The sequence below is a fragment of the Psychrobacter sp. genome (genome assembly GCF_049295055.1).
Taxonomy (GTDB): Bacteria; Pseudomonadota; Gammaproteobacteria; order Pseudomonadales; family Moraxellaceae; genus Psychrobacter.
Window position 1 is genome coordinate 105,153 of the sequence record NZ_JBAQQF010000049.1, and the last position, 15,739, is coordinate 120,891.

13 protein-coding genes are annotated in these 15,739 nt (G+C 42.8%); 5 read left to right on the forward strand and 8 right to left on the reverse strand.

Features of this window, described 5'->3' with window-relative positions; genetic code table 11:
- Window positions 1-73 precede the first annotated feature (73 nt).
- From WAZ74_RS07155 to WAZ74_RS07170, 4 genes are all read right to left on the reverse strand, one after another.
- Complete coding sequence (locus WAZ74_RS07155; RefSeq protein ID WP_422307286.1) at window positions 74-679, reverse strand: hypothetical protein; 606 nt, start codon at window positions 677-679, stop codon at window positions 74-76.
- Between the two features lie 26 nt (window positions 680-705).
- A complete protein-coding gene (locus WAZ74_RS07160) occupies window positions 706-1,260 on the reverse strand; it encodes a hypothetical protein (protein ID WP_422307288.1) in 555 nt (184 codons plus the stop codon).
- A 181-nt stretch (window positions 1,261-1,441) separates the two neighbouring features.
- Complete coding sequence (locus WAZ74_RS07165) at window positions 1,442-1,696, reverse strand: YheV family putative metal-binding protein (protein ID WP_422307290.1); 255 nt, start codon at window positions 1,694-1,696, stop codon at window positions 1,442-1,444.
- A complete protein-coding gene (locus WAZ74_RS07170; RefSeq protein ID WP_422307292.1) occupies window positions 1,697-3,892 on the reverse strand; it encodes a M3 family metallopeptidase in 2,196 nt (731 codons plus the stop codon).
- 499 nt (window positions 3,893-4,391) lie between these two features.
- On the opposite strand from WAZ74_RS07170, the gene WAZ74_RS07175 reads away from it, so the two are divergent.
- The 3 genes from WAZ74_RS07175 to WAZ74_RS07185 all read left to right on the forward strand — a co-directional run bounded on the left by WAZ74_RS07175 (window position 4,392) and on the right by WAZ74_RS07185 (window position 7,612).
- The gene (locus WAZ74_RS07175; protein ID WP_422307294.1) at window positions 4,392-5,504 is read left to right on the forward strand and encodes a hypothetical protein; all 1,113 of its coding nucleotides are present in this window, start codon (window positions 4,392-4,394) and stop codon (window positions 5,502-5,504) included.
- Window positions 5,505-5,774: 270 nt separating this feature from the next.
- Window positions 5,775-6,548 carry an endonuclease/exonuclease/phosphatase family protein gene (locus tag WAZ74_RS07180; RefSeq protein WP_422307296.1) on the forward strand — a complete coding sequence of 258 codons (774 nt, stop codon included), beginning with the start codon at window positions 5,775-5,777 and terminating at the stop codon, window positions 6,546-6,548.
- 68 nt (window positions 6,549-6,616) lie between these two features.
- A complete protein-coding gene (locus WAZ74_RS07185) occupies window positions 6,617-7,612 on the forward strand; it encodes an NADP-dependent oxidoreductase (RefSeq protein WP_422307298.1) in 996 nt (331 codons plus the stop codon).
- Window positions 7,613-7,647: 35 nt separating this feature from the next.
- Here WAZ74_RS07185 and WAZ74_RS07190 read toward each other — a convergent pair whose 3' ends face one another.
- The 3 genes from WAZ74_RS07190 to WAZ74_RS07200 form a co-directional block, all read right to left on the reverse strand.
- Window positions 7,648-8,274 (reverse strand): alpha-ketoglutarate-dependent dioxygenase AlkB family protein, encoded by a 627-nt coding sequence (locus WAZ74_RS07190; protein WP_422307300.1) that lies wholly within the window; start codon window positions 8,272-8,274, stop codon window positions 7,648-7,650.
- 2 nt (window positions 8,275-8,276) lie between these two features.
- Entirely contained in the window at window positions 8,277-9,167 is an 891-nt protein-coding gene (locus WAZ74_RS07195) for an alpha/beta fold hydrolase (RefSeq protein ID WP_422307302.1), read from the reverse strand.
- Between the two features lie 69 nt (window positions 9,168-9,236).
- Window positions 9,237-11,138, reverse strand: coding sequence for an ABC transporter ATP-binding protein (locus WAZ74_RS07200; RefSeq protein ID WP_422307304.1), 1,902 nt, complete (start codon window positions 11,136-11,138; stop codon window positions 9,237-9,239).
- Window positions 11,139-11,514: 376 nt separating this feature from the next.
- Between WAZ74_RS07200 and WAZ74_RS07205 the strand changes: the two genes are divergently transcribed.
- A complete protein-coding gene (locus WAZ74_RS07205) occupies window positions 11,515-12,408 on the forward strand; it encodes an EamA/RhaT family transporter (protein ID WP_422307306.1) in 894 nt (297 codons plus the stop codon).
- Window positions 12,409-12,631: 223 nt separating this feature from the next.
- On the forward strand, window positions 12,632-13,534 hold the full coding sequence (locus WAZ74_RS07210) for a fructose bisphosphate aldolase (RefSeq protein ID WP_422307308.1): 903 nt from the start codon (window positions 12,632-12,634) through the stop codon (window positions 13,532-13,534).
- Window positions 13,535-13,647: 113 nt separating this feature from the next.
- Here WAZ74_RS07210 and thiC read toward each other — a convergent pair whose 3' ends face one another.
- On the reverse strand, window positions 13,648-15,546 hold the full coding sequence (gene thiC, locus WAZ74_RS07215) for a phosphomethylpyrimidine synthase ThiC (protein ID WP_422307310.1): 1,899 nt from the start codon (window positions 15,544-15,546) through the stop codon (window positions 13,648-13,650).
- Window positions 15,547-15,739 lie beyond the last annotated feature (193 nt).

Below are 15,739 nucleotides of genomic sequence, written 5' to 3' on the forward strand. Positions count from 1 at the left end.
TTTTTATGGATATAAAAAAGTGAATTTAGAAGAAGCTAAAAATTTATAATCTAGTTCATCTGAAATGAGTAGTTTAGAGGGTTAGAAATTTAGGAAGGTGCAAATCAATGCGTAATTTTGGTAAATCTTGCAACTGCTGAGTGAGTAGTGGCAGAATGTCATCATACCAATCTAGTGGTTCGAAACCAGAAGAATTAGAGGAATCAGCTGACGAGATATCATTTACAGAGCTAGGAGGTAAGTTCTGTGTATCATTAAGCTTTGAGCTAAAAGAAATAAATGGATGTGTTAGTAGAGCAATTCTACGGATACCTTGATAGCGGATAAGAGGAATAAGCTGCTGCTGTAAATCAACCAAAGCTGCCGTCAACCAACGTAATCTTGCTGGGTGATAAGGATGGTCGGAGATGACAAGGTTGGCGATATAACTGGGTTGGCTGCCGTTACTGCTGACACCAAGCCCGGCCTGCTCACGTGAGCGTTTATGCAGTAAACAGCTACCAATTTCCAAGCTACCGTCACGACAAGCGCGATAGTAACGTTGGTAATTATCAGGATATAAGCGCTTGGTTCGCGTAAGGATAGGGTCTAAAAGGACACCTGCGCTGTTAACCGGCAGTATCAGTAGCTGCGCGCTACTATTTAAAATAGGGGCATGAGTGAGTTGCAAAATTGCCATCATCAACCCCTTTATAGAAGTTTACATTATTTAGCGCCAGTTTTAGCGTCTGTATCTGCCTCTAACTGAGCGATTTGCTGTTCGAGTAATTCGATTTGCTCAGCTTTCATGTCTGTTAGTTTCTTAGTCATGGTAATCTGTTCAGTAGCTAGCTTTTCTTGTTCAGCCAAGCGCTTACTTTCGTCCTCTAAGCGATCAATTTCTTCTTTCGCTAGGCTATCCGTTTCTGGTAGAGGCGCATTTAATATAGCCTCTGGATTAGGTGCCTCAGTATCTGTAACGGCAGCAATAGCTTGGCTATCATCTAAGGTACCATCGTTACTTTCTAAATCATTCACCACATTATCTAATGGCATAACAGTAGACGATGCAGCCTCAGTCTTAGTTTGCTCGCTAGTCGCTGGCAAGCTTTCTACAGCGTTCACGTCAGCTTCAGGTAGAGCATTTTTCCAAACCAAATAACCAATTAATAGCGCTATCAATATAACGCCAAACCACCATTTTTGGCGTAGTTTAGTAGAATTAGCAGATTTGTTTTTTGATGCTTTTGCAGATAGGCGCTGCATTTTTTTACTTTTCATACTACAGTCGATTTATTTAAAAAATGTAAGTAGGCATACTATAGCAAAATCAAAATAAAAAGCCTATCTATTGATATGATAGATAGGCTAAAGGTACTGTTAAAAAGCTACATGAATAAAGAGTTATATAAATCAAGGGTTACACAAAATTTATGCTCTAAACGGTGATGTTAAATGCTTATCACTTAAATTTCACTGTGCCACTAGTACCGGTGGCCATCGCATCACGAGTGAGCTGATCTTCAGCATGGTTTTTGGCACTGATAGCATCAGGGTCAGGGCGATGCTCTGTATGACCACATTGAGTACATTCTATATATTCATCAGGTGCGGGCTCGGTGATATTTACTTGTACCACTGCATCCATTGTCTGACATTTGGGGCAGCGTACCCCTGCTAAAAATTGACGCTTTGGTCGTGACGACTGATAACGCATTTAAGTAACCTCACGTGTCGTTTTGGTATTTGCGGCAGCAATCGTTTTGGCATTGCTAAAACCGCTGTGACGTAATAAGGCGTCGATACTGGCGCTACGACCACGGAAGTTCTCAAAATTGGTCTTGGCTGGGAAGCTACCGCCGACGGACAAGATAGTTTCACGGAACGCCTTACCTGTGATTGGATTAAATATACCCTCTTCTTCAAACTTACTAAAGGCGTCTGCAGATAACAGCTCCGCCCATTTATAAGAATAATAACCTGCCGCATAGCCACCGGCAAAGATATGGCTAAAACCATTAGCAAAGCGGTTATAGTCAGGCGTTTGCATAATAGCAATGTCGCTACGTACGCTATTTAAAGTCGCTAAGATACCCTCGTAATCAAGTGCTGGGGTTTGCGCATGAATCAATAAATCAAATAAGGCAAACTCGATTTGGCGTAGCGTTTGCAGTCCACTTTGGAAGTTTTTTACCGCCAGCAGTGCATCAAGTTTGTCTGTAGGCAAGGACTCGCCTGTTTCGACATGGCTACTGATGAGGGCAATCCCTTCTGCATCCCATGCCCAGTTCTCCATAAATTGGCTGGGCAGCTCAACCGCGTCCCATTCCACGCCATTGACACCAGCAACGTCACCAACGGTCACTTGAGTTAATAGATGATGGAGACCATGACCGAATTCATGGAATAAGGTCAGCACTTCATCGTGCGTCAATAAGCTTGGCTTACCATCGAGTGCTGGCGTGAAATTACCGACCATAAAGCATACAGGGAGCTGCTGATGCTCTTGTTCATCATAGCGATAACGCGACTGAAAACCACTCATCCATGCGCCGCCGCGTTTACCGCTACGGGCAAATAAATCAAAGTAAAAGCCACCAAGCAAGTTATCGTCAGCATCAAACAATTGATAAAAACGGACGTCATCATGCCAGCGTGATACGGAGTGGTTGTCGGTATTATCACCGCTTTGTTCTAGTGCTTTAATACCGTATAAACGCTCTACGATAGCAAACAGGCCGCTAATGACCTTTGGCAATGGGAAGTAAGGGCGAATCTCTTCTTGCGATAAACTAAACTCGCTTTGTTTTACCTTTTCAGCGATATAGGCACTGTCCCATGGCTGCAAATCAGTAATATCGTAATCTTGCGCATACTTTTGCAACTGCGCTAAGTCGTGTTTAGCCGTTGGTGTCGCTTGTACGGCTAAATCACGTAAGAAAGTTTCAACTTCCGCCACACTATCTGCCATTTTGGTTGATAGTGATACTTCCGCATAATTATTAAAGCTTAATAATTTGGCTTTTTGTTCACGTAATTGCAGGATATCACTCATGAGGTCGGCGTTATTTAATGAGTCGCCTTTGGCATTGGTATGCTCATCAAATTCAGAGGCGCGGGTAACATAAGCGCGGTATAGCGTCTCACGTAGACGGCGATTGTCAGCATGTGTCATGACGGCAAGATACACAGGGATGTTTAAGCTTGCCACATAATAAGGGGTTGGCAGAATATCAATTTCAGTTTGCGTGAGCGCACTGCTGGCAAGCTCACGGGTTTTATATTGTTCGCCAGCGTCTGCTAATAGTGCTAAACCACTTTCGGTCAAGCCGGCTAACTGCTCGTCATTAAGAGGCAGTGCATAAGCTTGGGTAGCATCTAATACATGATCAGAGAATGTCGCTGACAAGGTAGATAGCTTGCTTTGTATGGCAGCGAACTTTTCTTGATCTGCTTTAGGTAATGCCACACCTGATAGCTCAAAGCTTCGTAATGCAAGCTCGATTGCGCGCGCACGTGCTGGCTCAAGCGCTGCAAAAAACGCTTTATCGTTAATGATTGTCTGATAGCGATTAAATAGTGGCTGATGCTGTCCAACTCGTGTGCCGTAAGCAGACAGTTTCGGTAGCAGTTCATGATGAACATGGCGTATATCATCGTTGCTCATCACGCTATTAAGGTGCGATAAAATACCCCAGCTGCGATCTAATGCTAGATTGATATGGTCAAAGCTCATCACATCGGCCAAAGCTTGCTTAGCGTTAAGCTCAGAAGTATTATCGACGTTATTTGCTGTCATCATATCTAAAAAATTATTGGCAGCCTCGATAGCGCTAACGACTTGGCTTTGTAAGCTAGTAGGCGTAGCACTGGCAAAATCGACAAGGCGTAAATCTGGAGCAATGGAAGTCATAAAGGGTTCCGGTATAAATAATGAGCAGAAGAAATAGGATATAAATGAGTGTCATACCTCAATTTTTTTATTTGGCGCTATTATTTGGTACTACTATTTAGGGATTTTAGGATAAGAAGGGTTGTTGGTCGAACTTTCATCACAATGTATCAGTATTTAAAAAATATATCAGTATCTAAAAGATGGGTCTTACTTAGCGAAAATACAACCCATAAATATGGCATGACCACGCTAATGCTCAGGTTACGCTTATTAAAGCTGCTGTAGCTTCTTAAAGCAGCACTTACAAAGCGTCATCATTTGATTGCAAATTAACCCTATAGCTGCCAAGGTTAAGTTGATAGGGTAATAGTGACGATTGGTACTTATTAGAAGTATTTATTCTAGAGGTACTTATCATATATTAAAAATTTCGAACGAGTAATACCTAACGAATACCGAAAGCAGTACTAGAAACCAATATCAGAAATCAATGATAATAAAATAAGGAGCAGTATTTATGAAAGCAACTCTTAAAAGCTTACGTGAAACTAAAGCGAATCCAGCAGTCAGTATTTTTGTTAAAACTCACCGTGAGCATCCTGCCAACGAAAAAGACCCTATTGCTCTAAAAAATCAACTAAAAGTTGTTGAAGAACGCTTAACCAACGAATTTGATAAGCGCACGGCGACCACTATTCTAGAAAATATCCACGCTAAAACTAAAGAGCTTAATCATAATTATAATTTAGATACCTTAGCGATATTTGCCAGTACTGATGATGTACAGATTGTTCGTATGCCTATTGATACGACAGAACGCGTTGTCATCTCAGACAGCTTTGCTACGCGTGATTTAGTCCGTGATATGGCAAGTGCAGTGCATTATTATACCGTGGTATTGACTCGTGACGGTGCGCGCCTGATCGAAGCCTCTAACGACCGCGTCGTAAGAGAGTTTGATAAAGATGCTAAAGCACAAAATAATATGGAAAATATTCCATTTCCTATTGAGAATAACGGCTTATATACGACAGGCGATGGCGGATCAGACCGTTCAGCGAACAATGAAAGCAGTGCCTTAAAAGAGTTCTTTAACCAAGTCGATAAGAGTGTTCAAGAGCTGTGGGGCGATCATAAAATGCCGCTAGTTGTCGTTGGCGATAGCAAAAATATTGGTTACTATAAAGATGTTTGCGACCGTCCAGATAATATTATCGCTACGGTATCAAACGCTACTAATTTGGAAGCAGGTAGTGCACAGCATATCGTTGATAGTGTTCAAGAAGCGGTAGAAGGCTATCGTACATCACTACATCAAGCGGCATTGGGTGAGATTGATAAAGCGCGCGGTGCAAATATGCTGCAGACTGATCTACAAGAAGTCTACCGCAGTGCGTTCCAAGGCGTAGGTGAGACATTGTATGTTCGCCGTGGTTACATACAACCTGCCAAGATTGATGAAAAAGCACAAACATTAGCTATGGCTGATGATGCTACTGCAGAAGGCGTGACTGATGATGCAATTGGTGAAATTATTGAGCATGTGATTCATAACGGTGGTAAAGCAGTATTTATGCCGCAGGATATTATGGGTGAAAATCAACCGATTGCCCTGGTAACTCGTTACTAATCGATGGCTAGATGGTTGATAGTCATGAATGAATTAGCCATTGGCAGCACATAGGTATAATATGAGAGCATTGGTTCAATACGAATCAATGCTCTTTTTATATCTATAATGATTATAAATCACTATTTTCTAGAAGCATTTTCTAAAAATTATTGACGATTATCCAATCTTTATGACTAACCATTAAATGAGAAGCATGGTTTATTTTTAGACTTGATGATTTTTTTAATAACCATCGCTTTTAACGCTTACTCTATCAATACTGAGTTTATGACTAATAAAATTATGACTAATACCATCTCTTTTGTTTTAACCAGCTACAATATTCATAAAGGCATGTCGCCGATGAATCGCCAAGTCAAAATACAGGGTATCGCCCAAGCACTTGATATTATTGGCTCAGACATACTTTGCCTACAGGAAGTGCAGGGACAAAATCTTAAACGCAATATGCAATACAACGAGTATCCTGACCAATCACAGCATGAATGGTTTGGTGAATATCTGCAATTGCAAAATAGCTATGGTAAAAATTCAGAGTACGAAAACGGTCATCACGGCAATGCGGTATTGAGCCGTTTTCCACTAGATCCCAAACATAACGTCAATATTACGGTTAATAAACTTGAGCAGCGTGGTGTTTTGCACTGCGAAGTACAGCCGATAGGTTGGGATGTGCCAGTAGTGGTACTATGTGCGCATTTAAACTTGTTTGAGCGTGATCGCATTAAGCAATACGAAGCGATTGCTAACTACGTTCGAGATGAGATTGCACCGGATCAACCTCTGATTTTGGCAGGCGATTTCAATGATTGGAAAAAAATGTCTTGTGACAAGCTTGCTAGCAGCTTGGGTATGACTGAAGCCTTTAAACATTGTCACGGCAAGTTGCTGCCGACCTTTCCAGCGAAGCTACCTGTGCTAAGCTTAGATCGTATCTACGTCCGTAACCTGAGAGTAAAAGATGCTTGGGTACATACCGGCAAGCCGTGGTCGACCTTGTCTGATCATCTGCCTCTGAGTGCAGAGTTGGCACTGCCATAGTATAACGAAGCAACAAAGTAGCAATCAACGAACGAAGAAATACTAGAATAGTAAAAGGATAATAAGTCATGTCTGATAAGCAAATACCAACCACTCAACATGGGGTGCTTATACGTGAGTTTGGCGAGCCTGGAGTAATGACTTATCAAGACGACGTGGCTATTCCTGAGTTAAAAGACAGTCAAGTATTGGTAAAAATTGCTTATGCAGGGATTAATCCAGTCGATTATAAAACCCGTCAAGGTAAAGGCTGGGGCGCTGCTAATATCCAAAAAGACAAGTTTGATCATGATCAGCCTGCCATTTTAGGATTTGATATGTCAGGTACCGTGGTCAAAAGCAGTAGCACAGATTTTACGGTTGGCGATAAAGTTGCGGCATTAACTTTTGATGGGGGCTGCTATGCTGAATACGTTGCTGTTGATGCCAAACTGCTAGCACATGTGCCTGAAGCGGTCAGCTTAGAGCAGGCAGGTGCGCTACCTTGTATCGGACAAACGGCACTACAGTTTGCTGAATTCGCGAATATAAAAGATGGCGAGCATGTGGTGATGAATGCTCCAGCAGGCGGTGTTGGTCATTTATTGATACAGCTGTTGATGGATAAAGTTGCTAAAAATAATATTAAAGTCACGCTGATTTGTTCAGCAGGGAAGTATGAAAAGCTTAATAGCTTGATAGATACTAGTCAGCTTGCAGGTTGGATTGATTATACTAAAAACGAGCCTTTTCCTAAGCTGCAAGCGGATGTGCTACTGGATTTGGTCGGTGATGAAGCAGGCGTGCGAGCACTAAAGGTTGTAAAAGACTCTGGACGTGTATATGTGCTGCCAACGATTTGGGTAGATAAGCTAAAAGAAGCAGGCAGTCAAAAAAATCTAAGCGTTGAAGGTTATGCAGCGCAGCGTAATGGCGAGGATATGGCACGTGTTTTACAGCTGGTGGCAGACGGTCAGCTGACTTTACGTTTACAGCAAACTTATCCATTATCAGAAGTTGTTGCTGCCCATCACGAGCTGCAAAAAGGCGATGCTTTTGGTAAATTGGTATTAAAAGTCAGCTGAGCCAAATTTGCTTGATTGCCAAACCCAGCTAATAGCTAGCTTTGATTATTTGGATGCATTTGCCGAAAGGTTAGGCTGATACGTCCTGCATTTACTGTTTTAGTCTTGGTAATGCTGTGCTTCCAAAAGCTCTGAGTATCGCCATGCATGACAATTAACTGACCTGACTCAAGATAAAGCTCGACTTTATCTTGAGTTTTTTTATGCTTAAAGACAAGTTTTCGCGTAGCGCCGAGCGATAACGAAGCAATAACTGGCTGCACGCCAAGCTCTTTTTCATCATCGGCATGATAGCCCATACCGTCCTCGCCAGAAGGATAATAGTTGAGCAAACACGAATTAAAATTAACATCAATGCCAAGCGCTAATAATTGCTGCTCTATATGATGTTTCACATGAAACACAGTATCTGTCCAAGGTATGGTTTGACGGCTATGACCAGAGTACTGATAGTCAATACCGCTATCGCCCATCCAAACAATTTGCCGCGTGGTGATGTGCGTCTTGCCAAATAACGTGACGATATCCGCTCGCCAAGGTAGTTCGGTCACTAGGTTATAAAATAAGGGGCTGGGATAGTCAATCACAATCCCTAAGTCATTTACCTCTCCGTCATAGGGCAATAGATTGTCGGCTGGCTTGGGCGCAAAAAGGTCAGTCACCGTTATTTACTACTCTGATAATGCTCATTGATAACTTGAGCACATAATTCAGGCGCTTCCATTGGCAATAGGTGCCCATAGTCTAGCAAGGATATGATGCTGTTATCAGGAACAAATTTTTGCCATTGTTTGCGCACTTGATGGTTAATAAATAACGTTGGCTTGCCAGTAATTAAAGTATAAGGGCAGCTCAGCTGCTTAATTGCTGCATCGATATGAGGCGCACCGAAATAGTTTGCCAGCTCTTGATCTGGTGCGAAAATAAGCGTATAGCTACCATCAGGATTTGCCGCCAAGCTTTGCTCAGCAAATACTAGTAGATGCTCATTGCTGATACGCTTATAGGCACGCTGCGCACGTAGGCTCTCATAATAATCATTGATACTTGACCAAGTCGTTTGCTTAGTTAATGTGCTTTTGAAGGGCTCGCGGTTCAGCAAAAAATGACGTGGCAACAGATTGTATATCGTCGCTTGTTTTTTGGTAAAGGTCACAGGCTCAATTAAATACAGCTGTGAGAATAGCTCTGGACGCTTTGCTGCTGCCATGGCGGTAGCAGTCGCACCCTGCGAATGTCCAATGCCGACAACCGGTTTATCTTGCGTCTTTTCCAAAAACTCAATAAGCATATCAGCGTCTTGCTCGCGCGTAAGACGACGGCTCTGCGGTTTATCATACCAATAGCCACGCAGGGCGAGCGAGCTTATATCAAAGTCAGTTGCTAACTCATTTAACAAAGGCATATAGGTGCCAACAGTAAAACTATTGCCACCATAAAAATGTGCTAAAGGACGTGAAGTAGCATTTAAGTTCGCTACTTCGTTAAGTTTGGCTAGATCGTAATAACGTGCTTGTTGTCCAGCAATCGCAATATTCTTTGCAAAATCTTCCATAATGACGCCACGTCCCTGTGTTTTTTGATTTAGTGAAGTTCTGATTATGATACTGCTGATTATAATGATCTAGTCGTCTTCACCTAAGAAGCCACCACTTTGACGATGCCATAAGCGTGCATATACGCCATGTAACGCCAGCAATTCGTCATGACTACCTTGCTCAATGATACGTCCTTTATCCATAACCACCAATCTATCAAGCGCGGCGATGGTTGATAAGCGATGGGCGATGGCAATAACCGTCTTGCCAGTCATAATATCGTTTAAGCTTTCAGTAATGGCAAACTCGATCTCAGAATCAAGGGCACTGGTCGCTTCATCCAATAATAAAATCGGCGCATTTTTTAGCATAACACGAGAGATGGCAATACGCTGACGTTGCCCGCCAGAAAGTTTGACCCCGCGTTCACCCACTTGGGTATCAAGCCCAGTATTGCCTTTATCATCATATAAGTCTTTGATAAATTCCCATGCTTGGGCTTGTTTTGCCGCAATGACAATCTCTTCATCAGTGGCATCTGGACGACCATAAGCGATGTTTTCGCGCACGGTACGATGCAGCAGTGAGGTATCTTGAGTGACCATACCGATTTGCTGGCGTAAGGACTCTTGGGTAACTTCATCAATCGCTTGTCCATCGACAAAAATCTTACCTCTATCGACATCAAAAAAGCGCAGTAGCAGATTGACTAAGGTAGATTTACCCGCACCTGAACGCCCAACCAGACCAATTTTTTCACCCGGTTTGATATCTAAATGGAAGTCGTCAAGTAACTTCACCCGCGCGGCAACCATAGGATTGACCTCATCGATGTGCTTGCCTTCGATATCATCAACAATCTCATCATTCTCATAACTAAAGTCAACATGATCAAAGACAATTCGTCCTTCGGTGACAGTTAATGCCGAAGCATTGGGCTGATCCACGACAGTTTGCGGGGCAGATAAGGTGCGCATACCATCTTGTACGGTACCGATACTTTCGAATAGGCTTGCCGTTTGCCACATAATCATTTTGGTAAGACCATTCAACCGTAACGCCATGGCAGTCGCTGCGGCAATCGCGCCAACGCCAAGCGAGCCCTGTTGCCAGAGGTACAAGCCAATGCCAGCGGTCGACCCCAGTAAAATAACGCTGATGGTATGATTCACGATTTCGAGTTGGGATACCCAGCGCATTTGCGAGTGTACCGTACTTAAAAATTGCCCCATCGCATCTTTAGCATAGCTCAGCTCGCGACGTGAATGACTAAATAGCTTCACCGTCATAATATTGGCATAGGCATCAGTAATACGACCAACCATCAATGCACGAGCATCAGCCTGTACAATGGCGGTATGTTTGAGCTTAGGAATAAAAAACCACATGCTCAAACCAAACAGGACAAACCAAATTACAAATGGGATTAATAATAAAACGTCTAAGTTAAATAAAATAACGCCAGTGGTGATGAAGTAAACGAGCACATAGAGCAGCATATCCGTGACTGTCATCACCGTATCGCGCACCGCTAGCGCCGTTTGCATGACTTTTGCGGAGACACGACCAGAAAATTCATCCTGATAAAACTGCATCGATTGGCCCAGCATGCGCTGGTGAAAACGCCAACGCATCTGCATCGGGAACACACCCTGAATCGACTGAAAACGAATCAATGACGACAAGGCAATCCAAAAGGGACTGACAATCAATACTGCCAGCATCAGCAGTAGCATATCGCCTTTTTCGGTCCATAACGTCTGCGGGGTGTAAGTGCCCAACCAGTCAACGATATTACCAATCCATGCAAAGAGCATCGCCTCATAGATACCGATACCAGCGGACAAAATCATAAAGAGCAGTAACCAGCCGCGCAAACCCTCAGTACACGCCCATAAGAACTTAATCAGTCCATCACGGGGTAGGGGCAAGGGGGTATCAGGGAAAGCAGATAGGCGGGATTCAAAAAAGCGAAATAGAGCGTTCATAGGCAGTAGCAATAGGTCAATAGCAATACGTCAAGATAAACGCTAGCAAACGTTATCCTGAGTGGTTACTTATGTTAATAAAATAGCATTCTATTTTAGCAAAACTTCGCAATCGCACCTGCATGCTAATTGTAATTTGAAGAATTTTAAACGCTGTAAATGTCTTTTAATGCAATTTTTCCTGAAAAACTCTAAATGCAAAACTAAAAATTATATATATTAGTTGCTGTATATGAAATATATTGTTACATTTAATAGTTTTTTCTTAATATTTTATTTATTCTAAATATTTCAGCAGTGTCAGTTATCAGCAGTGTCATTTAAATGATGGTCATAATAATAAAGCAAGGCTGTGATTCAATTAAGGTAAAAGCGTATGATGTATTTAACCATTGCGGTGTTATGTAGCGTCGCCGTCTCCGTACTATTAAAAATACTACGACAACAAAATTTAGATATTCGCCAAACCATCGTTGCTGGTTATCCAGTCGCCTTTTTACTTACTTGGTTATTATTAAAACCTGACGTCAGTAAAATTGGCGATCTTGGTGGTGCGTGGGGCATTATTATTGCGCTTGGTATCTTGCTGCCCGCAGTATTCGTTATTCTTGGGCGCGCGATTGCGGCGGTAGGTATGGTGGCAACGGATGCCGCCCAGCGTCTCTCATTAATTATCCCAATTATCGCTGCGTTTCTCTTATTTGGAGAAGTGCTTACAGGCACGCGCGTATTTGGCTTAGTATTAGGGTTCTTAGCACTGGGGGCACTGGTATATCGTCCGCAGCAAACCGTAGTTGTTAACGAGAGTGCTAGTACAAATACCGTGGCCAATAATGGGGTTAATAAACAAGCACTACGCACACCACTGTGGCTATTTGGCGTATGGCTAGGCTACGGTATTATTGATATCTTGTTTAAGCAAGTTGCTAAGCAAGGGGCTGCATTTCCATTGACGTTATTTGTCAGCTTTGGCTTAGCAGGCTTGTTGCTATTCATCTATTTGCTTATCACTCGGGTACGCTGGCAAGGTCGCGCATTGGCAGCTGGATTATTATTAGGCGCGCTGAATATCGGTAACATTTATGCTTATATCCGCGCTCATCAAGTGTTATCTGAGTCGCCAAGCATTGTCTTTACCGGTATGAACGTTGGGGTGATAGCCGTGGCAACCCTCATTGGCGTCGGCGTATTTAAAGAATCGCTTAATCGCATCAATATGCTTGGGTTATTGTTAGCGCTTGGCTGTGTGGCGGTGCTGTTTTTAGCATAATAATTTTAGCACAATATTTTTAACGCAATGTTTTTAACGCAATGTTTTTAGCGTAAAGGTTTGAGTAGTAACGATTTTTAAAAGCGTTAACTTATCAGATATAGGCACACAGAGTCGTCCTATGGTAAGGTTATCTACAAACAACAAGGCTTAGATAAATTGGCAAAAAGCTATTTGCTTTGTCACACTTGACCTCAATAAATAAAAATAGGATGCACTTTCCATGGAATACCAAAACCAATATAACAAACAGCTACAGCGTATCAAAAACGGTTCAGGATTTATCGCCGCACTGGATCAAAGTGGTGGCAGCACGCCAAAAGCGCTAGAAAATTATGGTGTCACTGATGATGCTTACGATAATGATGAGGCTATGTTTGACCAAGTGCATGAAATGCGTGCTCGTATTATGACTTGTAATGCTTTCGATAATGAGCGTGTCCTTGGCGCGATTTTGTTCGAAGATACGATGGAGCGTGCAGTCAATGGCAAGTCAACGGCCAACTATCTATGGGAAGATAAAAATATCGTCCCATTTTTAAAAGTTGATAAAGGTTTGGCGGAACACATGAATGGCGTGCAAGTGATGCGCCCCATTCCTAACTTAGACCTGTTATTAGATAAAGCAAAAAACTATCCGGTATTTGGTACTAAAATGCGTTCAGTGATTTATGAGCCAAACGTCGATGGGATTGAGCTGGTCGTCCAGCAGCAATTTGATGTGGCAAAGCAAATCCTATCAAAAGGTTTGATGCCTATTGTCGAGCCAGAAGTAGATATCAATAGTGACAAGAAGCATGAATGCGAAATAATACTTAAAACCAGTATTTTGCATAATCTTGAGCGCTTGGCTGATGATAAGCAAGTAATGTTGAAACTAACCTTGCCTGAAGAAGCTGGGTTTTATCAAGAGCTGATTGACCATCCAAAAGTACTAAAAGTCGTCGCATTATCGGGTGGTTATAGTCGCACCGATGCCTGCGCTAAGCTTAAGAAAAATCCAGGTATGATTGCAAGCTTCTCGCGCGCTTTTACTGAAGGCTTGAGCAAACAGCAAAGCGATGAAGAGTTTGCTAATACGATTAATACCTCGATTGATGAGATTTATCAGGCGTCAAAGATATAAAATTAGACCGTTAACGTTGACTTAGAAATAAAAAAAGCCCCGCAAAATAAGTGTTTTTGTACTTAAATTGCGGGGCTTTTTTGTGGAAATAATTTAGTACTAATTAATTAAGTCTATGCATTTTTATTCTTCAAACCAGCGGCATATTCACGGACATTTTGAGTGATTTTCATCGAGCAAAACTTCGGTCCACACATTGAGCAAAAATGTGCCGTCTTATGCGCGTCTTTTGGTAAAGTCTCATCATGAAATTCGCGCGCGGTATCAGGGTCAAGCGCAAGATTAAACTGATCGTCCCAGCGGAATTCAAAGCGTGCTTTGGACAAGGCATTATCACGCGCTTGTGCGCCCGGATGACCTTTGGCAAGGTCGGCAGCATGAGCAGCGATTTTATAAGTAATAATACCGTCTTTGACATCCTTTTTATTCGGCAAGCCTAGATGTTCTTTTGGCGTCACATAGCAGAGCATTGCCGTGCCAAACCAGCCAATCATCGCCGCACCAATCGCACTGGTGATATGGTCGTAACCGGGTGCAATATCAGTTGTTAATGGCCCTAAGGTATAAAAAGGTGCGTCGGCACAGACTTCTAATTGCAAGTCCATATTCTCTTTAATACGGTTCATCGCTACATGACCGGGGCCTTCAATCATGACTTGTACATCATGCTTCCACGCCACTTGGGTCAACTCACCTAAGGTACGCAGTTCACCAAATTGTGCTTCATCATTGGCATCTTGTAAGCAGCCCGGACGTAAGCCATCGCCTAAGCTAAATGCTACATCATATTGCTTCATGATTTCGCAGATATCTTCAAAATGGGTATATAAAAAGCTCTCTGTATTATGAAACATGCACCACTGGGCCATGATGGAGCCGCCACGTGAGACGATACCGGTCAAGCGTCCAGCAGTTAGCGGCACATAGCGCAAAAGTACACCAGCGTGAATCGTAAAGTAATCGACGCCTTGTTCTGCTTGCTCTATCAAGGTATCGCGAAAGATTTCCCACGTTAAATCTTCGGCCACGCCATCAACTTTTTCTAGTGCTTGGTAAATAGGTACGGTACCAATTGGTACGGGCGAGTTACGAATCAGCCATTCACGGGTTTCATGAATGTGGTTACCGGTGGATAAATCCATGATGTTATCCGCACCCCAACGCGTCGCCCACGTCATTTTAGACACTTCCTCATCAATAGAAGAAACCAGTGCAGAGTTACCGATATTGGCGTTGATTTTCACTAAGAAATTGCGCCCGATAATCATCGGTTCAGATTCAGGGTGATTGATGTTGTTTGGAATAATCGCGCGACCAGCGGCAACTTCGCTGCGGACAAATTCAGGCGTGATAATAGCTGGCGTATGTGCACCAAAAGTCTCGCCTGCATGCTGGCGCATGTCCGTCAGCTCATGCTGTTTTTGCGTTTCGCGGATGGCGATGTATTCCATCTCAGGGGTAATAATACCTTGGCGGGCATAGTGCAGTTGTGTGACATTGCCAGTTTTACCATCGACATTTTTAGCACGGCGGGGCTTGTCGATATGAGCGAATCTAAGGTTAGCGGTACTAATATCACGAGCACGTGCTAGCCCATAATCGCTTGATAAACCACTTAATTGTTCAGTGTCGCCACGTTCTTGAATCCAGTCTTCACGCAGTTTTGGTAAGCCTTTGGTTAAGTCAATAGTAGCATTAGGATCGGTATAAACGCCTGAGGTATCATAAACATAAAACGGCGGGTTTTGCTCCCATTCGCTTTCAGGAACGCCTTGAATGGGAGTAGGGTCAAGAGTGATCTCGCGCATCGGTACTTGAATATCGGGTCTAGAGCCTTCGATATAAACTTTGCGAGAGGCAGGTAAAATACGGTGCAAATCACGCGCGTCTTCTTCAAAGCGAGCATCGCTTACGTTGCGATGAGCAGGTGTCTTTAGCGCATCTGTTTTAGCAGTTTTTTTGGAGGGGATAGTAGATTGTAAGGTTGGGGTAGAAACTTTTAAAGTAGTCATATGCTGTCCTAGCGTGTTGGTTTTTGAATAAAATCAACACCGCCAGTAGCTGCGGAGTAGTCTATACAATACGGACAAATATAATCGTAAGACAAACGCACTATTAAAAAGAAACGTAGTAAGTCATCTCTAGAAGATCGATGGGCGCAGCTTATTATTGATAGTCAAATAGCAGTATAAAAATCTGCTAGAT